7 protein-coding genes are annotated in these 21,973 nt (G+C 44.5%); 5 read left to right on the top strand and 2 right to left on the bottom strand.

The window, feature by feature from the left end; all coding sequences use genetic code 11:
* The first annotated feature begins 11 nt into the window (after positions 1-11).
* Together AYR53_RS00560 and AYR53_RS00555 are read left to right on the top strand one after the other, a co-directional pair.
* On the top strand, positions 12-7,838 hold the full coding sequence (locus AYR53_RS00560) for a mucin-binding protein (protein WP_068279932.1): 7,827 nt from the start codon (positions 12-14) through the stop codon (positions 7,836-7,838).
* 448 nt (positions 7,839-8,286) lie between these two features.
* Positions 8,287-9,234, top strand: a complete 948-nt coding sequence (locus AYR53_RS00555) for a TDT family transporter (protein WP_068222595.1) — start codon at positions 8,287-8,289, stop codon at positions 9,232-9,234.
* Positions 9,235-9,256: 22 nt separating this feature from the next.
* Here the strand turns inward: AYR53_RS00555 and AYR53_RS00550 are convergent, their stop codons facing one another.
* Complete coding sequence (locus AYR53_RS00550; protein WP_068222598.1) at positions 9,257-9,973, bottom strand: DUF3862 domain-containing protein; 717 nt, start codon at positions 9,971-9,973, stop codon at positions 9,257-9,259.
* A gap of 891 nt (positions 9,974-10,864) precedes the next feature.
* Here AYR53_RS00550 and map point away from each other — a divergent pair.
* On the top strand, positions 10,865-11,662 hold the full coding sequence (map, locus tag AYR53_RS00545; protein ID WP_068281260.1) for a type I methionyl aminopeptidase: 798 nt from the start codon (positions 10,865-10,867) through the stop codon (positions 11,660-11,662).
* 1,076 nt (positions 11,663-12,738) lie between these two features.
* Entirely contained in the window at positions 12,739-13,203 is a 465-nt protein-coding gene (locus AYR53_RS00540; protein ID WP_068279939.1) for a KxYKxGKxW signal peptide domain-containing protein, read from the top strand.
* Here AYR53_RS00540 and AYR53_RS00535 read toward each other — a convergent pair.
* Positions 13,200-13,502, bottom strand: coding sequence for a hypothetical protein (locus AYR53_RS00535; protein ID WP_068222604.1), 303 nt, complete (start codon positions 13,500-13,502; stop codon positions 13,200-13,202). The two genes, AYR53_RS00540 and AYR53_RS00535, sit on opposite strands and share 4 nt — an antisense overlap.
* Before the next feature lie 121 nt (positions 13,503-13,623).
* On the opposite strand from AYR53_RS00535, the gene AYR53_RS00530 reads away from it, so the two are divergent.
* Positions 13,624-21,885 (top strand): LPXTG cell wall anchor domain-containing protein, encoded by an 8,262-nt coding sequence (locus AYR53_RS00530; protein WP_068279941.1) that lies wholly within the window; start codon positions 13,624-13,626, stop codon positions 21,883-21,885.
* The last annotated feature ends 88 nt before the right edge of the window (positions 21,886-21,973 follow it).

Here is a 21,973-nt window from a genome sequence, read left to right as displayed (position 1 = left end):
AAAAAGCGATCATGGGTAATCCAGTTTCATTAGGCGGCCAAAATGATTTTGATGTGCAATTCTTGAATGATGGGACTACCTTTGCTGATATCACTTATACGATTATGAATGGTTTTAAATACGGACCAAATGGTGGTCTCTATGGTGCCATTGGGGATATCAAATTCCCTCAAGAAATTTTCTCCCAGTACGTCACTAATATTTACACCGCAATCCGCAGTGTCATTGAAAGAGCCGACTATATTGCCTCGATTGATGGCGAAAATGACTACCTCTATGATCTTTTGGGTCAAGGTGATATTACTGGAACAGGTTCAGCTCTTGCAACATCAGATAAAACAACAACCAGTGGTAAGCTCTCGTTTGATAATGATGCTAAAAAAGAAGATACAACCAAATTATCACACGATGGTTTCTACCAAACAACGCAGCAGTATTTAAACAATAGTACTGAATCGATTAAGAAGGCGGCATTTGATGCGGCCATTAATGGGCAGGCAGAAGACGCCAGCGCTTATTTACTGACCAAGGCCAATACGGGTAACGCTGCCGTTATCATTGATAAGAACGGTAATGAGTACGCCGACTATTCTGGTAGTTTGACTGACACTAATAGCCTGATTAAATCAGTTTACGATGCTGAATATCAAGCAGTTCTTAAAGCAATTGCGGATTACACAAATGATCCCAACACTAAAAAGAGTTATGAAATCGTCTATACCCAGTACCCGGATGGCTCATACTCCTCTAAATGGGTTCAAACGGCTGCTAATGACGGTACCTTTATGTGGACAAGTCCGGTTTCAATGAATGATACGAAGAACTGGTACACACCTAATATTGGGCAAACGACTGACTATAATGATAGTCAAGCCGATGCGCGAGCAAACCAGTATTCATCATACACGCTGGATGTTGTCGATTACGACAATATGTTCAATTATTTAGCGGCCAATGATACGGCCACGGCCAACGTCAGCTACGTTAACAACGCTACTGGTAAGGTAGTTAATGATGTTCAACCAATACTAGGTGTTGTAGGCGATGCTAAAACATACGTTGTGACGGCACCTGAAGGTTTTAAAATTGATGATCCTAACTATACCGATGGACAAACTGTCACTATTAATCTCACCGATGATGCTACTGATGATATTGCAATTCACGTTACTGCGATCATTTATACGCCAGATAATCCCGGCGATGTTACCGGTACTGGGGTAACTTACCTCCAGGGGACTGCCAACGAAAAAATCACTTATGTTAATGGTGAAGGCGTCACTGGTAAAGTGCCAGCCGACGAAACCCAACCAACGGTGAATATTTACCGAACGGCACACTTGGATGATGACGGTAATGTGGTTTATACTAATTGGACCACGGACGCAAGTGGGACTTCAGCCGATGATGCAACCGTCTTTACTGCATACACGCCAACGACCGCTAAACCAGGTTACCACGGAGCAGTTACCGGAACCACGATTAATGACAAGGCCACGGCCGAAGCTAATCCGGATATTACTGGTGCTTCCTTTGGTAATGAGCGTTCAACTGTTCCGGCAGATAATAATCCATCGGGCGGGGACGATGATAACGAGTATTTGGGTAAAGAAACTGAAGAAATTTTTAATGTTGTCCGAACCGTTGAATTAAGTGCGGATAGTATCGTTCAAAATAAAGAGACCGTCAAAGTAACCCAAACGATTCATTACACAGGTGCTGGTGACGCTACTCCTCCTGATAAAGCGCAAACGGTTGAATATAAACTAGTTACCAACGAAACAACTGGTGAAGTATCATGGACACCACAAGGTAATTATGGCGCCATTACTAGTCCTAAAGTTTTGGGCTACACACCTGATCAAGCAACCGTTGCAACGGTTAATCCTGCTGCAGTTATATTGGCTAAAGGTGAAACACCGGAAAATACAACCATTACAGTTAATTACACGGAGGATGAAACGGTTACGGTTGACCCGACAGATCCTAAGGACCCAACCGATCCAATTGATCCAACTGATCCGGAGGGGCCAAAGTACCCAGCCGGTGTGGATGAAAGTGATCTAAACAAGACGGTTAGTCGGACGATCACGTATAACGTGGTCACTGATCCAACTTTACCAAAAGTAACAACACCAAAAACGGTTACTCAAACTGGCGCTTATACGCGAACAGCAATCGTAGACGCCAAAACTGGCGAATTCTTACGTTATGGTGACTGGACATTGAGCGCTAACGCTGACGCTGATGAGACGAATGATGGCTTTACTGCTGTTACCAGCCCCCACGTACTAGGCTATACGGCCGATCAAGACGCTGCAGCAGTCAAATTAGGCAATGACGAAGTAGATGGTTTTAAGGCTGATACAGCTAATATCAAAGTCACTTACACCAGCAATGGTGGAACAACCGTTGAACCAACTGATCCCAAAGACCCAACCGATCCAATTGATCCAACTGATCCGGAGGGGCCAAAGTACCCAACAGGGGTGGACGAAAGTGATCTGAACAAGACGGTTAGTCGGACGATCACGTATAACGTGGTTAAAGATCCAACCCTACCCGATGTAACAACACCAAAGACGGTTACCCAAACTGGTAAATATACACGAACGGCAATCGTTGATAGTAAAACGGGTGAGTTATTAGGTTATGGTGACTGGACGTTAAGTGCTAATAGTGATCAAGATAAAACTAATGATGGTTTCACTGCCGTTACCAGCCCACACGTACTAGGTTACACGGCTGATAAAAATGCTGCCACAGTTGAATTGGACAATGATGAAGTAGACGGCTTTGCGGCTGATACGGCTAATATCAAAGTTACTTACACCACTAATGGCGGAATTACGGTTGAACCAACCGATCCTAAAGACCCAACGGACCCCGTCGATCCAACCGACCCTGAAGGACCAAAGTACCCAACAGGTGTGGCCGAAAATGATCTGAACAAGACAGTTAGTCGGACGGTTACCTACAACGTGGTCACTGATCCAACCTTACCAGCAGTAACAACACCAAAAACGGTTACCCAAACTGGTAAGTACACCCGAACGGCAATTGTTGATGCGAAGACTGGCGAGTTATTAGGCTATGGTGACTGGACATTAAGTGCTAATAGTGATCAAGATGAGACCAATGACGGTTTTACTGCCGTTGTTAGCCCGCACGTACCAGGTTACACAGCTGATCAAAATGCTACCGCAGTTGAATTAGGCAATGACGAAGTAGATGGTTTCAAGGCAGATTCCGCTAATGTTAAAGTTACTTACACCAGTAATGGTGGAACGACTGTTGAACCAACCGATCCCAAAGACCCAACCGATCCAGTCGATCCTACTGATCCTGAAGGACCAAAATACCCAGCAGGTGTGGCCGAAAATGATCTGAATAAGACGGTCAGCCGGACAATTACCTACAACGTAGTCACTGATCCTGCTTTGCCAACAGTAACAACACCAAAGACAGTTACCCAAACTGGTAAGTATACCCGAACAGCAATCGTTGATAGTAAAACGGGTGAACTATTAGGTTATGGCGACTGGACGTTAAGCGCCAATAGCGACCAAGATGAGACCAATGATGGTTTCACTGCCGTTGTTAGTCCGCACGTACCAGGTTACACGGCCGATAAAAATGCTGCGGCGGTTAAATTAGGCAATGATGAAGTAGATGGTTTCAAGGCCGATTCGGCTAATATCAAAGTTACCTACACTAGCAATAGTGGAACAACCGTTGAACCAACTGATCCTAAAAACCCAACTGATCCCGTCGATCCCACTGATCCTGAAGGGCCAAAGTACCCAGCCGGTGTGGACGAAAATGATCTAAACAAGACAGTCAGTCGGACAATTACCTACAACGTAGTCACTGATCCTGCCTTGCCAGCAGTAACAACGCCAAAGACGGTTACCCAAACCGGTAAGTATACCCGAACGGCAATCGTTGATAGTAAAACGGGTGAGTTATTAGGCTATGGTGATTGGACGTTAAGCGCCAATAGCGATAAGGATAATACTAACGACGGCTTTACGACCGTTAAGAGCCCAGCGGTACCAGGCTACACAGCCGACAAAGATGCAGCAGCAGTAACCTTAGGTAATAACGAAGTAGACGACTTTAAAGTTGATTCAGCTAATGTCACGGTTAATTACACCAGTGATGGTGGTGTCGTTGTTGAACCAACCGATCCCAAAGATCCAACTGATCCAGTCGATCCAACTGACCCTGAGGGACCAAAGTACCCAGCAGGGGTGGCTGAAAGTGATTTGAACAAGACAGTTAGTCGAACGATTACCTACAAAGTGGTTACTGATCCGGCTTTGCCAGCAGTAACAACACCAAAGACGGTTACCCAAACTGGTAAGTATACGCGGACGGCAATTGTTGACGCTAAGACTGGTGAATTACTTGGCTATACTAAGTGGGTCTTAACCGTTAATAGCGATGATGATAAGACCAATGATGGCCTGCTTGCCATTACCAATCCAGCCGTACCAGGTTATACGGCAGATAAAACGGTTGCTGCGGTTGACTTGGCTGATGCTGATATCACTGATTTCAAGGCTGCCGCCAAAGATATTACGGTCACTTACACCAGTAATGGCGGTGTTACAGTTGAACCAACTGATCCCAAAGACCCAACCGATCCAGTCGATCCAACTGATCCTGAGGGGCCAAAATACCCAGCAGGTGTGGCCGAAAGTGATCTAAACAAGACGGTCAGTCGGACAATTACCTACAACGTAGTCACTGATCCAGCCTTGCCAGTAGTAACAACACCGAAAACAGTTACCCAAACCGGCAAGTATACCCGGACGGCAATTGTTGATGCGAAGACTGGTGAATTATTAGGTTACGGTGACTGGACATTAAGTGCTAATAGCGATAAGAACGATGCCAATGATGGTTTTACTGCCGTTGTTAGCCCGCACGTGCCAGGTTATACAGCCGATCAAAATGCCGCCGCAGTCAAATTAGATAATGACGAAGTAGATGGCTTTAAGATCGATTCTGCTAATCTTAAAGTAACTTACACTAGTGATGGTGGGACAACTGTTGAACCAACAGATCCCAAAGACCCAACCGATCCAGTTGATCCAACTGATCCTGAAGGGCCAAAGTACCCGGCAGGTGTAGACGAAAATGATTTGAACAAAACAGTCAGTCGCACCATCACTTATAAAGTTGCCACTGATCCGGCTTTACCAGCAGTAACAACGCCGAAAGTAGTTACGCAAACTGGTAAGTACACCCGGACGGCAATTGTTGACACTAAGACTGGCGAGTTATTAGGTTACAGCGACTGGAAATTAACGACTAACAACGATAAAGACGATACTAATGATGGCTTGATCGCCATTAAGAACCCAGCCGTACCAGGTTATACGGCTGATAAGACAGTTGCTGATGCCAAATTGGCCGGTGATACAATTACTAACTTTAAGGACGGCTCAGCTGACCTCACCATTAATTACAACAGTAACGGCGGAACGACTGTTGAACTAACTGATCCAAAGAACCCAACCGATCCAATTGATCCAACTGATCCTGAAGGGCCAAAATACCCAGCAGGTGTGGATGAAAGTGATCTAAACAAGACGGTTAGTCGGACGATTACGTACAAGGTTGCTACTGATCCGGCCTTACCCGCTGTAACAACACCAAAGACAGTTACCCAAACTGGTAAATATACACGAACGGCAATTGTTGATGGTAAAACAGGTGAGTTATTAGGTTACAGCGATTGGAAATTAACGACTAACAATGATAAAGACGATACCAATGATGGTTTGATCGCAGTTAAGAACCCGGCAGTACCAGGTTATACGGCTGATAAGACGGTTGCTGCGGTTGACTTGGCCGATGCCGATATCACTGATTTCAAGGCTACGTCAAAAGATATCACGGTTAATTACACCAGTAATGGTGGCGTCACGGTTGAGCCAACTGATCCCAAAGACCCAACCGATCCAATTGATCCAACTGATCCTGAGGGGCCAAAGTACCCAGCAGGTGTGGACGAAAATGATTTGAACAAGACAGTCAGTCGAACCATTACCTATAAGGTCATCACTGATCCGGCTTTACCAGCAGTAACAACGCCAAAGACAGTTAGCCAAACTGGTAAGTATACCCGAACAGCAATTGTTGATGCCAAGACTGGTGAACTACTAGGCTACAGCGACTGGAAACTAACTGCTAATAGTGATCAAGACGATACTAATGACGGTTTTACTGCCGTTAAAAATCCGACTGTATCAGGCTACATGGCAGATAAAACGGTCGGTGCGACTGAATTAACCGATGCCGATATTACAGGCTTCAAGGCCGCTTCAGCAGATATTACGGTGACTTACACCAGTGATGGTGGCGTTATTGTTAAACCAACTGATCCCAAAGACCCAACTGATCCAATTGATCCAAATAATCCTGATGGACCAAAATATCCAGCAGGTGTCAGTGAAAGTGATTTGAATAAGACAGTCAGTCGGACAATCACTTATCAAGGTGCCGGCGATGCGACACCAAAGACGGTTACGCAAACTGCAAGTTACACCCGGACAGCAATTGTTGATGGTAAGACCGGTGAACTATTTGGTTATAGTGACTGGACCGTAGCAACAAGTAACGATGGAAACAACACAAATGATGGTTTTACAGCCGTTACTAGTCCAAAAGTGCTTGGCTATACTGCCGACAAGAGTGCCCCAGCCGTTACGTTAACTAATGATGAAGTCACAAACTTCAAGGCTAATGCAGACAATGTAACAGTGACCTACACAAATGACGATAGTATCGAGGTAACTGACCCAACTGATCCAACACAACCAGTTGATCCAAGTAATCCTGACGGGCCTAAGATGCCAGAAATCACTGCCGCTGATTTGAATCAGACAGTTAGTCGGACAATTACTTACAAGATCAACGCAAGTAAAAATCCTAACGTACCAGCCACTCCGCAGACAGTTATGCAGACGACAAACTACAAACGAAGTGCAATTGTTGATAGTAAGACTGGCGAATTACTTGGCTTTACTGATTGGGTAATCGATGGAACAAACAATCTGGTTAGTGTTGCTAGTCCAAAACTTGAAAATTACATTTCAAGTCAGGCCAATGTTGCCACGGTCACATTAGCAAGTGCTGAGATTGACGCAATTCGCTCTGGAAACGACCAGCATCTTAACCAAACAGTTAGTTACACTTTCAACGGGACGTTATCCACTACTAAGGATCCAGATGGCGGCACAACTACCGTAACGAAGAATCCAGATGGTGAAGTTACTGATATTAATAAGACCTGGCCAGACGGCGATAATACGCACGTTCATGTCGATGTTGATACTGGTGATGAAACGATTGTTGAAACGCCAAATGGCAAAGACTCACTACCGGCAATCACATTGCATCCCGGCGAGACGGCGACGATTGGTAAAACAACGGTTACGAATGACAAACCAAATGGCGTTGTTTCCATGACACATGATTCAGGCAACGGTGATGGTCCATTTACCGAAAAGGTTCATTCGGACGGTTCACTCACATACGCTTACGCTAATAAAGGTAAGAGCACGACAACTACGCCTGGTGAAGGACAACAATCCAATGAACAGGCAACCACTGTACAAACAGCGTTTAAGTCAACGGCAAAACCAGTTGTTGGGCTGGCCGGAGACGCAACCAGCTTGAAGAAGTCGGCAACGACAGATAAGCACAAATTACCCCAAACAGGTGAAAGCGCTAATGGTTACTTGGCTATGATTGGAACGTTCCTGCTTGGACTTGCTGGCCTAGCAGGTGCTGGAAAGAAACGTCGCCACGAAGATAAAGATTAATCGAATGAAAAATTAATTGTTATTTTTGATTAGCTAATGGTAAAAGGTTTTTTAGCAAGCAATAAAAGAGAAGCAGCAAAAACTATGACGATAGTTTTTGCTGCTTCTTTTTCTGCGGCAGGGTAACTGGCCTATTGTCGAATTTTAGTCAATATTTTAGCGGTGATTAAAATAGTTATGGCTTGAATTTGCTGACCAGAGAGTGGTTAGACCTGTTCTCAGAATTTGAACGCTTTTTGAAACACTTCCTATAACGAAAATAGGCTTCCAAAGCACGATCAAAACGACTAAACTAGTTCGTGTTTAGAAAAGCAGATTCCTGCGGTTAGCTACAGTAATCACTTCGGCCGTTTCACGGCAAAAGTGACTACTTAGGCTAATCCTCAGAATCTAACCGCTTTTCTAAACATTCCCTAATTCTAAGCCTTTATAAAGGAGCAACGAACTAATGCGTATTTTTCTTAAATCAATTCCCATTCCCATCTGCGGCCTTTTTTTGGCCATTGCTTCCTTAGGCAACTTAGCAAAGGATTATCAACTAACAGTCCTCGCTAATGTACTGGGACTTGGCGCCGCAGTTGGGCTCTTGTTTGTCATCTTAAAATTAATCTTTGATTTCAAAGACAGTGTTCAGGCGCTGAAAGATCCAATTATTGCCTCGGTGGCGCCTAACTTTTCAATGGCTATCATGGTGCTGGCCACGTATCTAACGGGCTTTAAGCACTTAGCTAGCAGTGTTTGGTATTTAGGCGTGATCATCCAATTTGGGCTGATGCTTTATTTTACGTATTACTTTGTGCTGCGCAAAAAAGTCACCCTTGCGCAAGTTTACCCTAGTTGGTTTATCGTCTACGTTGGGATGGGGGTCATCCCAATGACTTCCGCAGATTTTAACCCAACCTTAGGCCATGTCGTATTATGGCTGGCCGTTGTCTTTTACCTAATCCTGTTACCAATTGTGTTGCGCCGGGTATTCAAAATTCAAAAAATGTCCCAGCGGACTATACCATTAGTCGCAGTCATTGCGGCCCCAGGATCACTTTGTTTGGCAGGCTACATGAAAGGTTTTACGTACCAAAGTTTTTGGCCATTGCTAGGCCTACTGGTTCTTTCACAGTTAATGTATTTCTTAGTGTTAGCATGTTTGCCGCGCTTGTTGCAAACTAAATTCTCACCAAGTTACGCGGCGTTTACCTTTCCACTGGTCATTACAGCGATTGCCATCACTGCCGTTCGTGATCTTTTCATTAAAATAGGTTACCAAATAGTATCACTGAATTTGCTGACAATTGTAGAATCAATTGTTGCAATCCTCATTGTGGGGTACGTCCTAGCTTGCTATGTCCGTTACCTGTATCAGGAAAATCGAAGTAAAGTAAGCGAAGATGCTAATTAGTGTACGCCCCGGGCTGACAACACTATTTCATATTATTTTGGGTTTTGCCGGTAACCTTAGCATTATCGTAAATAATAATAATATTGGCGCCTTGTTTGCCGGCAACGCCAGTCAAATATTCCGTAACAGTTGTCTTTTTCCCGTTGTTTGAAGTAACGCGCACAGCATTTGGTTTACCAAGCTCTTTCGTAACTTGCTGGTAGCTTTGGCCGTTTTGGACGCTATTAAATTGGTCCAAAGAAATGTTATTTTCTCGCGTGACCTGAATACCGGTTAGATTCTTATCAACAGCATGATTATGCACAAAAGAAACGGTCATTTTGGCATCAGGACCACTGCCGCTGATATTGGACCAGGTTTTTACTTTGGTGGCGATGTTATTGCTGGCGGCGTCACTGGTTGTACTTGGTTTGCCAAACTTTTGAACCAGGCTGATGTAAGTTGTCCCATCACCACCACTTTTGGTTAAATTACCAACTTTAATGTTATTGTAGCTATTCGCGGTAATATCATTGACCAAGTTCACTTTTGCGTGGGTATTCTTTTTAGGCGTTGGGGCACTGCTGGCTGCTGCGGTTCTATCAGTAGAAGTTGAGTTGTTTTTAGAAATGAAATTATTGATATCGCCAGCAACTAAAAGTATTACAATGACAATGAGAATCCAAAACCAGCGTTGTTTATAAACTGGTTTCTTTTCCACGTAGACAATTTCATTTTTACGTTTACTTTTTTTCCACATAGGCTAACTCTCCTTGCTGAAGCAGATATTTAATCGTTTATTTTTTAGAAATAATCAAGTATTGAGATTAAAATTAGTAATCGAACGACAATCTTTACTCAATTGTAATGCTTTTTCGTATTTTTTTAAATTTGTTTAGAGAGACGCTATTAGAATTAACGTTGTGTAGTGATTTAAGGTTAGTTTTAATTTAGGGGGTGCCTTGATTAAATTAGACGTAAACGTGTTTGAAAAAGCAGATTCCTGCGGCTAGCTACGATCGCCGAATCATCTGTTGCACAGATAATTCATCAATCTAGGCTAATCCTCAGAACCTGAGCGCTTTTTCAGGCACTCTGGTGTAAACGTGTTTGAAAAAGCAGATTCCTGCGGTTGCCATGTTTCAACTTGGCGGTTTTTGCCGTAGTTGAATGGACAACGTATGGAGCATCAAGATTATTAGCGCATTTGGCTGCGATTCGGACTTTGGTTCACCCTAGTCCGATCGACATTGTCAGCGAAGCTAGTAATAATCCTCAATTGCGGAATAGTAGCTACAGCAGTCACTTCGGCCGCTTCACGGCCAAAGCGCCTACTTAGGCTAATCCTCAGAATCTGAACGCTTTTTCAAACACTCTGGTGTAAACGTGTTTGAAAAAGCAGATTATTGCGTATAGCTACGCCAGTCGAACGATCCGCTGCGCGTCTCTTTTCGCCTAGCTAGGCTATACTCCATAATCTAACCGCTTTTTCAAACACTCTCGAGTTTAGTAACTTTCGTAAATGCGCATAAAGTATATAATAGAAATGTCATGAAAAAAGCAGGAAATATCTTTGAGTTTATAAGGGTAGGAATCCCGCAAGTTTTAGGAAATAAAGATTAGAGAACTCAGGAGGTTCGTATTAATGTCAATGATTACGCTCAAATCAGATCGTGAAATTCGCGGTATGCAGAAGTCTGGTGCCGTTTTAGCTGGGATGCACCTTGGATTACGGAAAATTATCAAGCCTGGGATTTCCAGCTGGGATATTGAAAAATTTGCCGTTCGTTATTTTGCAGAAAATAATGCTAAGCCTGATGAAAAAGGGTTTGAAGGCTATAAATATGCCACTTGTGTCAGTATCAATAACGAAATCTGTCACGGGTTCCCCCGGAAGGATGTTTTGTTAAAAAACGGCGACCTAGTGAAAGTCGATACCGTTGTTTCCGTCGATGGCTATATGTCTGATTCCTGCTGGGCCTACGCTGTTGGCGATGTCAGTGATGAAGTTAAGAAGTTGATGGCGGTAACGAAGAAGGGTCTCTATTTAGGCATTGATCAGGCCGTGATTGGCAATCGAGTGGGTGATATTGGCCACGCCATTCAGACCTACGTTGAAGATGAGAATGGTTACGGCGATGTTCGTGAATACGTTGGCCACGGTATTCAACCAACTATGCACGAAGATCCGATGGTACCAGGCTACGGTACTGCCGGCAAAGGGTTACGTTTGCGCGAAGGCATGACCATTACGATTGAACCAATGGTCAACGTTGGTGATTGGCACTGTGACAGTTCTGCACCAGATGGTTGGACCGTGACAACAGTGGACGGTTCATTAAGCTGTCAGTATGAGCACACGCTGGTAATCACAAAGGACGGTCCCAAGATTTTAACTTCACAGGATCCTGAAACGGATGCGAAATATTTATTGCCAAAAGACTTTTAGAGTAAATTACTAGAGTGTTTGAAAAAGTGCTTAGATTCTGAAGATTACTGACGCTGGCGATTGGACTAGGATAAACCAAAATCCGAATCGCAACCAAAAACGTTAATAATCTTGATGCTGCATACGTTGTCCATTCAACTATGGCGAAAAACGCCAAGTTGAAACATGGCAACCGCAGGAAGCTGCTTTTTCAAACACGTTTTCATTAGCTTAGCTTGGTGAATACTAATAAGGGCATTTTCCAAACGCCCTCAGGTTTACGTAATCGTTTTAAATTGGTTGTATTTTAGAGCACCCAAAATTTAAAATAAGGTATTTTTTGAAGTAATAAGTATGTGAAAAATTTGGTCAGAGTGAGACGGACATTTTAGTCGTTTCACTTCTGACCAAATTTTTTTATTTCTAAAATTACAAAAATAGTTGCCATTTTTTGTAGTCAATTTGAGTAATTATATTTATGAAAACTGACTACATGTAAATTTAAAAATTATTGAACTATCATTAATATATAATAGATAAGAAAAGTGGGCTTTTCAAACCTTGATTTAACAGCGGTCTTAAGGCTTATGGATTTTTAAAATCGATAATGAGAATAATGCTTGAGATTTTTTTGAAAAGTGGGACACGTTGCCGCTTTACTGAATTTATGTTAAAACAAAGTATATCAACTAAGCTTAATTGTTAATAAATAATTAAAATTTATATATTAATGACTTAAACTTGGTTTTTGAAAATTTCTAGGCTAATTGCTTTTTTGGGGATCACGCCTAGGGTCAAAAACCGTTGGTGTGATTGTTAAAAATGGCAAAAAGTTGTTAATTGTAGTAATTGCTACAGCACAATACATTTTTAGGGGAAGTGTTAACACTTAGGAAATATTAATTGATTGATCGTTTTGTATTTCACAATGACGCTGTTAGCTATTTCTTAATAGCTAACAATACCTTTTTGGGGGAAAAGGTAGTCATTGAGAGTTTCACGGGAGGAATACAAGGCGCCGAGTGTGATGTTCGAAATGTTTTTTTACAAGTAAAGTAGTTTTACTTGTTAGGTGATTTGGAAGGAGACGTAGCAAATTGGGTAAAAATAATCCACAACGCTATTTAAAGACAGTGTCTGAACACTACAAGATGTATAAGTCCGGTAAAGTATGGTTGTACGCAATGATGAGTACACTTACTTTAACAGGAGGTTTTGTAGTTGGCGGTGCTGCACATGCTGATACAACAACACATGCAGCCTTAACGTCAGATCCAAGTGCTTCAAGTTCAAGTGATAATAAATTATCAGTTTCGTCCGCAGTTGCTTCGCCAGTTAGTGCTGCATCATCTACTGCAGCCGTAAGCTCAGCTGCAACAACAAGTGATGCAACAACATCGACAACAGCTGTCAGTTCGGCTGCCGCAACAAGTGATGCCGCAACATCGACAACAGCCGTCAGTTCAGCTGCTGCAACAAGTGATGCTGCAACATCGACAACGGCTGTTAGTTCAGCTGCTGCAACAAGTGATGCTGCAACATCGACAACAGCTGTCAGTTAAGCTGCTGCAACAAGTGATGCCGCAACATCGACAACGGCTGTCAGTTCAGCTGCTGCAACAAGTGATGCTGCAACATCGACCGCGGCTGTCAGTTCAGCTGCCGCAACAAGCGATGCTGCATCATCAACCGCAGCTGTCAGTTCAGCTGCAACGAGTGATGGTGTTACTGCAACAGTTAGTAGCGCAGCTTCAGTTGAAACTTCAACTGCAACTAGCTCAACTGCCGATCCAGCACTTTCATTAGCAGATACTACTGTAGAAACAGGAGATGACGCCGTCGTTAATAACGATGTTGCCACTTCTGAAACTTCAGCAAGTGCTGATACTGATACTGTTGCCTCTGATGAAGCAGGTGTAACTTCTTCAGCTGCCGTTTCTGATTTAAGTGCTGCTGGAGCAAACGTAGCAAGTGAAGCAGAAATGACTACGTTGGTTGATCCAACCAGTGCTGAATTAACTGCTGCTTTATCTAGTGCTGCTGCTAATTATGCAGTTACTAGTGTTGCTACAGAAATTCGGGCAGCAGCTGCAACGGCTGCCGCAAGTAGTTCTGCCAGCAGTGCAGCAACTACTACTTCAAATACAGCAACAATTCCAACGGTTCCTAATTTGACGACGATTGACCCTAATACACAGGCCGCTGACTGGCAGACTGGTTATAATGCCGCACTTGATGATATCGGTAGTGATAAAGGTAATGCCGTTATCGCAGCTTTATCAAGTTCTGATAACTTCATTTCGTTTATCGGTGGCTTAGCTGGACAAATTGGTGGTGTTGTTGGTGGAATTGCCAACTTAATTCCTGGTGTTAGTTCAAGTCAGTTACTTAACAATATTTTAGGCAATATTCCTGTTATTGGTGATATTCTTTCTGATTTAGGTATTGGTACTGGTACTGGTACTGACATTTCGTCAGTACTTTCCAGCCTTGCTGATACTACCCAGTATAAGAATATGACTGGGTATGCTGATATGTATGATTTAGGTAAAGCATATTCAGCTGCCAACAATGGTGACAATTCATTCAGTGATTATGCAATTAATGGTGAAACGTACGGTGATGGTACGGCACAGGCTCAAGGCTACCAATACGTAGTTAAACAGTGGGCAAGTGCATGGGATACTTATTACAAAGCGTTATCACAAAATATGCTTGCTAGTTTGAATGATTATGCCAATGATTTTGGTTATAACTCAAATACTGGTGCCGGAATTCAAGCAACTACTATTTTGTATAATCGGATGGATAACAACCAAACGACTGCTTGGAATACAATGTACCTCACAGCCGTAAAGACAGCCGAGGCACAAATTGCTGCACTTCCAGAATTAAGTACCGGAACTTCAATGAAGACGGCACTTAACCATTCTGTTGAAAAATTGAATGATACTTGGGACGTTTACATTCCATTATTCCAGCCAAATATTCAGTCTTACCTTGAAAAGTATGTTTTAACTAACAAGGCTTCACTTGGTGGTCAAAGCGATATTGATAGCCAATTCTTCTCCCAAGGTAACTCAAGCTTCTGGAGTGTTATCACTTCAATGGCCGGTGGCGATGGTAACAACTATAACTTAGGTATTTTAAGTAAGGCTTCTGGTCTTTTTGGTGAAATTAATGCTTTAGTCACAGACCCAGTTGGTACTATTACTAAGGCCATGGGGATTGACGTTAGCAGCATTCCGCTTGTTGGCTCAGCAATTAACAGTATTCTTAGCCCATTAACAAGCACAATTAAATCATTGGCTAACCAATTTGGACTATTAAACGGTTATCAAATCCAGTACTACAAAGAATTACAATCAAGTCCTGTTGATTCAATCTATGTTGGGCTTCGTAACGTCGTTGAAAAAGCAATGTATGTTGCTGCTATGAACGGTGAAAACGACTTCTTACAAGATTATTTAGGCGGGACTGAAGCGTCTTATGCTTCTGACGTTGCAACCAAGAGTTCTAACGGACTTTCTTTTGAGAAGGATTACAAAGTCGGTGACGCAGGCTTTACAAGTACGCAATTAGGCCATGATGGTGTTTACACACTCACGTACCAAGCCTTTTCAAAGAATGGTGATTTGCGTTCTGGGGCTGATTCAGCCGCTGCCGCAGACGCTGAAGCTGGGACTGCTTCTGATCCAAATGCTTCTGCATATCAACTTTCTAGTGGTGATGTAACTGCTGGAACTGATGTTACCAATACTAACAAGTTGATTACCAACGCATATAATGCTGAATACGAAGCTGTATATCAGGCGTACGTTGATAAGAAGAACGGTAACCAAAAGGCTTACATGTATGATGCTCAGACAGGTAAGTTAACTGAGTTAAAAGTTGGTAGTTCACTTACAGTGAATAATCCTAGTGATGAAAGTTATGATGGAAAGCCAACTAAGATTTCTGTTAAAGCAGGAACATTTATCTATGGTAATGGTGTTACTCTTTACAATGATAACAATGGTTGGTATTTAGATACTGGCTTCCAAGATAACAGTTATTCAACGATGTCCACTTATGCTGATACTTATGCTAGCGCAACACCAACTGATAACACACCAGGTGATAGTGGTAACACTAATACATCGACTGAAACACCAGAAATTGCTATTAACTCAGCTGTTGGTAACGAAACTGATGGTTTTGATGTTGTTGGTACAGCCACACCAAATGCTGAAGTTACAGTTCGTGAAACTAACACTCGTGTTAACCAAACGGCAACTGCCGGAGAAGATGGCAGTTACACAGTTCATTTTGCACCAACCGATGCTAATGTAGGTGACACTGTAGCTGCACAATCATCAATTGTTGATGAGGCAGGTAACACGTTACTTAGTACCGAAGCTACTGCTAACTTTACTGCTGAAAATACGGCACAAGATGTTAAATATACAGTAACTTATTCTGGTGCTGGCGATAGTACACCAGCTACTGATACTATTACAGTAACTTGGGATCAAAGTACTAATGGCGCCGGTGATACACTTTGGAGTCCTGAGGCACCTGATCTAACTGAAGGAACTACAGTAACTGCTACTGATACTGGATATACAATTTCAGTTAATTCACCAGCAGTTGATGGTTATACTGCAGATCCAGTTACGGCAACCTTCGACTTAAGTGCAGGAGCCGCTGCACCAACTGCCAAAAATGTTGATGTAACTTATACGGCTACTGGTACTTCGACACCAACAAGTGGCACAAGTACACCAACTAGCGGTACTTCGACACCAACAAGTGGCACAAGTACACCAACTAGCGGTACTTCGACACCAACAAGTGGTACAAGCACTCCAACTAGCGGTACTTCGACACCAACAAGTGGCACAAGTACACCAACTAGCGGTACTTCAACACCAACAAGTGGCACAAGCACTCCAACTAGCGGTACTTCAACACCAACAAGTGGCACAAGCACTCCAACTAGCGGTACTTCAACACCAACAAGTGGCACAAGTACACCAACTAGCGGTACTTCAACACCAACAAGTGGCACAAGTACACCAACTAGCGGTACTTCGACACCAACAAGTGGTACAAGCACTCCAACTAGCGGTACTTCGACACCAACAAGTGGTACAAGCACTCCAACTAGCGGTACTTCAACACCAACAAGTGGCACAAGTACACCAACTAGCGGTACTTCGACACCAACAAGTGGTACAAGCACTCCAACTAGCGGTACTTCAACACCAACAAGTGGCACAAGTACACCAACTAGCGGTACTTCGACACCAACAAGTGGTACAAGCACTCCAACTAGCGGTACTTCAACACCAACAAGTGGCACAAGCACTCCAACTAGCGGTACTTCAACACCAACAAGTGGCACAAGTACACCAACTAGCGGTACTTCAACACCAACAAGTGGCACAAGTACACCAACTAGCGGTACTTCGACACCAACAAGTGGTACAAGCACTCCAACTAGCGGTACTTCAACACCAACAAGTGGTACAAGTACACCAACTAGCGGTGAATCAAGTGCTGCAAGTTCATCAGCTAGCGAAGCAGGTAGTTATGCAACGGACGCAGGTAAAGATGCTTCTAACGCATCAAGCTCTGCATCTGACGCAGGTAAATCTGCTAGCGAAGCTAGTTCATCGGCTAATGTTGCTTCAAGTGCAGCAAACGCTGATCCAAATAACTCAGCAGTCAGTTCAGCTGCCTCAACAGCAAGTTCAGCATCAAGCGTAGCTTCAAGTGCTGCCAGTGATGCTTCAAGTGCTGCTACAACAGCAAGTTCAGCTGCTTCAGTTGCTAGCTCAGCAGCCAGTGCTGCTAACAGTGATGCTGCAGCCGGTAATTCAAGTGCTGCCGCCAGTGATGCTTCAGTTGCAAGTTCAGCTGAAAACATTGCCAGCTCCGCTGCTTCAACGGCTGCCAGTGATGCTTCCACAGCCTCAAGTGCTGCTAGTGTCGCCAGCTCAGCTGCTAATACAGCTGCTTCAACAGCTAATAGTGATGCTGCTAATAATCCATCAAGTGCTGCAAGTTCAAGTGCTTCGCAAGCATCAAGCTCTGCTAATAGTGCTGGAAGCGATGCTTCAAATGCATCAAGTTCAGCCTCAGAAGCAAGCTCATCAGCCAGCAAAGCTAGCTCATCAGCTAGTGAAGCTTCAAGTGCTGCAAACACTGATCCAAATAATTCAGCAGTCAGTTCAGCTGCTTCTACAGCAAGTTCAGCATCAAGTGTAGCTTCAAGTGCTGCCAGTGATGCTTCAAGTGCTGCCAGTGACGCCTCAAGCGCTGCTAGTGTAGCAAGTTCTGCCGCTAGCGAAGCCTCAAGTGCCGCTGCAACTGGTAATTCAAGTGCTGCATCTAGCGCTGCTAGTGTTGCCAGCTCAGCTGCTTCAGTAGCAACATCAACTGCAACTAGTGATGCACAGAATAATTCATCAAGTGCTGCAAGTTCATCAGCTAGTGAAGCTGGTAGTTATGCAACGGACGCAGGTAAAGATGCATCTAATGCATCAAGCTCTGCATCTGATGCAGGTAAATCTGCTAGCGAAGCTAGTTCATCGGCTAATGTTGCTTCAAGTGCAGCAAACGCTGATCCAAATAACTCAGCAGTCAGTTCAGCTGCCTCAACAGCAAGTTCAGCATCAAGCGTAGCTTCAAGTGCTGCCAATGATGCTTCAAGTGCTGCTACAACAGCAAGTTCAGCTGCTTCAGTTGCTAGCTCAGCAGCCAGTGCTGCTAACAGTGATGCTGCAGCCGGTAATTCAAGTGCTGCCGCCAGTGATGCTTCAGTTGCAAGTTCGGCTGAAAACATTGCCAGCTCAGCTGCTTCAACGGCTGCCAGTGATGCTTCCACAGCCTCAAGTGCTGCTAGTGTCGCCAGCTCAGCCGCTAATACAGCTGCTTCAACAGCTAATAGTGATGCTGCTAATAATCCATCAAGTGCTGCAAGTTCAAGTGCTTCGCAAGCATCAAGCTCTGCTAATAGTGCTGGAAGCGATGCTTCAAATGCATCAAGTTCAGCATCAGAAGCAAGCTCATCAGCCAGCAAAGCTAGCTCATCAGCTAGTGAGGCTTCAAGTGCAGCAAACACTGATCCAAATAACTCAGCAGTCAGTTCAGCTGCTTCGACAGCCAGCTCAGCATCTAGTGTAGCCTCAAGTGCTGCCAGTGATGCATCGAGTGCTGCCAGTGACGCCTCAAGCGCTGCTAGTGTTGCAAGTTCTGCCGCTAGCGAAGCCTCAAGTGCCGCTGCAACTGGTAATTCAAGTGCTGCATCAAGCGCTGCTAGTGTTGCCAGCTCAGCTGAATCAGTTGCAAGTTCTGATGCTTCAACAGCCGCAAGTGATGCTTCGACAGCCAGCTCAGCTGCTAGTGTTGCCAGCTCAGCTGCTTCAGTCGCAACATCAACTGCAACTAGTGACGCGCAGAATAATCCATCAAGTGCTGCAAGTTCAAGTGCTTCACAGGCATCGAGCTCAGCTAATAGTGCTGGAAGCGATGCATCAAATGCATCAAGTTCAGCATCAGAGGCAAGTTCATCGGCCAGCGAAGCTAGCTCATCCGCTAGTGAAGCTTCAAGTGCTGCAAACACTGATCCAAATAATTCAGCAGTCAGTTCAGCTGCCTCAACAGCCAGCTCAGCCGCAAGTGCTGCTAGCAGTGACGCTGCTAAGGGTGATTCAAGTGCTGCCTCAAGTGAAGCTTCGACAGCCAGCTCAGCTGCTTCAACGGCCAGCTCTGCAGCATCAACAGCTTCAAGTGATGCTTCAACAGCCAGCTCAGCCGCTTCTACGGCCAGTTCGGCTGCTTCAGTTGCAACATCAACCGCTGCTAGTGATGCACAGAACAACCCATCAAGTGCTGCAAGTAGCTCTGCAACAAGTGCAGGTAAAGATGCATCAAATGCATCAAGCTCCGCATCTGATGCAGGCAATTCAGCAAGTGAAGCTAGCTCATCTGCTAGTGAAGCTTCAAGTGCCGCAAACACTGATCCAAATAATTCAGCAGTCAGTTCAGCTGCTTCAACAGCAAGTTCAGCATCTAGTGTAGCCTCAAGTGCTGCCAGTGATGCTTCAAGTGCTGCCTCAACAGCCAGCTCAGCTGCTTCAACAGCCAGCTCAGCCGCAAGTGCTGCTAGCAGTGACGCTGCCAAGGGTGATTCAAGTGCTGCTGCCAGTGATGCTTCGACGGCCAGCTCAGCCGCTTCTACGGCCAGTTCTGCAGCATCAACAGCTTCAAGTGATGCTTCGACAGCCAGCTCAGCCGCTTCAGTAGCCAGCTCAGCTGCTTCGGTCGCAACATCAACCGCTGCAAGTGATGCACAAAATAACCCATCAAGCGCTGCAAACTCATCAGCTAGCAATGCTAATAGTTCTGCAACAAGTGCAGGTAAAGATGCATCTAATGCATCAAGCTCCGCATCTGATGCAGGTAATTCTGCAAGCGAAGCTAGCTCATCAGCTAGTGAGGCTTCAAGTGCAGCAAACACTGATCCAAACAACTCAGCAGTAAGTTCAGCTGCTTCGACAGCAAGTTCAGCATCTAGTGTAGCTTCAAGTGCTGCCAGTGATGCTTCAAGTGCTGCCTCGACAGCAAGTTCAGCTTCTTCAGTTGCTAGTTCAGCAGCAAGTGCAGCAAACAGCGACGCCGCAGCCGGTAATTCAAGTGCTGCCGCAAGCGAAGCTTCAGTTGCAAGTTCAGCTGAAACTGTAGCAAGCTCAGCCGCTTCAACAGCCGCAAGTGATGCTTCGACAGCCAGCTCAGCCGCTTCCACGGCCAGCTCAGCTGCTTCAGTAGCAACATCGACAGCTGCAAGTGACGCACAGAATAACCCATCAAGTGCTGCAAGCTCATCAGCTAGCAATGCTAACAGCTCTGCAACAAGTGCTGGCAAAGATGCATCTAATGCATCAAGCTCTGCATCGAACGCAGGTAATTCTGCTAGTGAAGCTTCTTCTGCTGCATCAACTGCTAGTAGCTTAGCAAGTGATCATTCTACTGATCCAGTTGTAAGTTCAGCTGCTTCAACAGCTAATTCAGCATCAGGTGTAACTTCAAGTGCTGCCAGTGATGCTTCAAGTGCTGCTTCAACAGCAAGTTCTGCAGCTTCAGTAGCCAGCTCAGCCGCAAGTGCTGCCAACAGTGATGCTGCCAAAGGTAATACAAGTGCTGCCGCAAGCGAAGCTTCAGTTGCAAGTTCAGCTGAAACCGTAGCAAGCTCAGCCGCTTCAACTGCTGCAAGTGACGCATCAACTGCTAGTTCGGCCGCTTCCGTAGCCAACTCAGCTGAGGCCGTTGCAAGTTCTGCAGCTGCTAAAGATGACGCTGCTCAGACTGCCGCTGGCTCATATGCTAGTGAAGCAGCAAGTTCAGCTTCAGTTTCAAGTTCCGCAGCTAGTGATGCTTCTAGTCAAGCTGCTACCTACCCAGACGATGCCACTATCCAGTCAGCTGCATTAACGGCAAATTCAGCAAATAATGTTGCTCAATCCGCCGCAGCTGATGCTAGTGCTGCTGCAACCGTTGCATCAAGTGCTGCCGCTGCCGGTAACACAAGTCTTGCAAGTGATGCCGCTGTTGCAAGTTCAGCTGCTAGTGTTGCACAATCTGCTCAAGCAGTAGCTGATTCCGCAGCTGCTTCTGAAGCTGCCAAGAACAACTCCAATGCTGCAGGTTCTAATGGATCAAATGGTTCAAATGCTGCCGGTTCTAACGGATCAACAGGTAATGGATCAAATGGTTCAAGTGCTGCCGGTTCTAATGGAACTACAGGTAATGGATCAAATGGTTCAAACACCAATGGTTCTAATGGAACTACAGGTAATGGATCAAATGGTTCAAATACCAATGGTTCTAACGGATCAACAGGTAATGGATCAAATGGTTCAAATACCAATGGCTCTAACGGATCAACAGGTAATGGATCAAATGGTTCAAACGCCAATGGTTCTAACGGATCAACAGGTAATGGATCAAATGGTTCAACAACTGCCGCTGGTTCTAATGGAACTACAAGCACAACTGGTACTACAGCCAGTGTTGTACCAACTTCAACAACTAATGCTTCATCTACGACATTACCAACATCATTGAGTGGTAACTCGAGTTCTAAATTACCACAAACTGGTGAAAGTTCTGACGCTGCCTTAGCAATGGCTGGAACAATTGTTCTTGGTCTTGCTGGTTTGGCTGGCGCAGGAATGAAACGCCGTCGTCGTGAGGATTAGAGTTTAAGAATTGAATGCTATTAATCGTAAACTTGATTAATAGAAAAAGGGTGTCTCCTAAGTGGGAGGCACCCTTTTTTTGCTAAAT

The sequence above is a fragment of the Loigolactobacillus backii genome (genome assembly GCF_001663675.1).
GTDB classification, from domain to species: domain Bacteria; phylum Bacillota; class Bacilli; order Lactobacillales; family Lactobacillaceae; genus Loigolactobacillus; species Loigolactobacillus backii.
The sequence above is the reverse complement of the archived record's forward strand: the minus strand, read 5'-3'. Positions and strand labels throughout refer to the sequence as shown.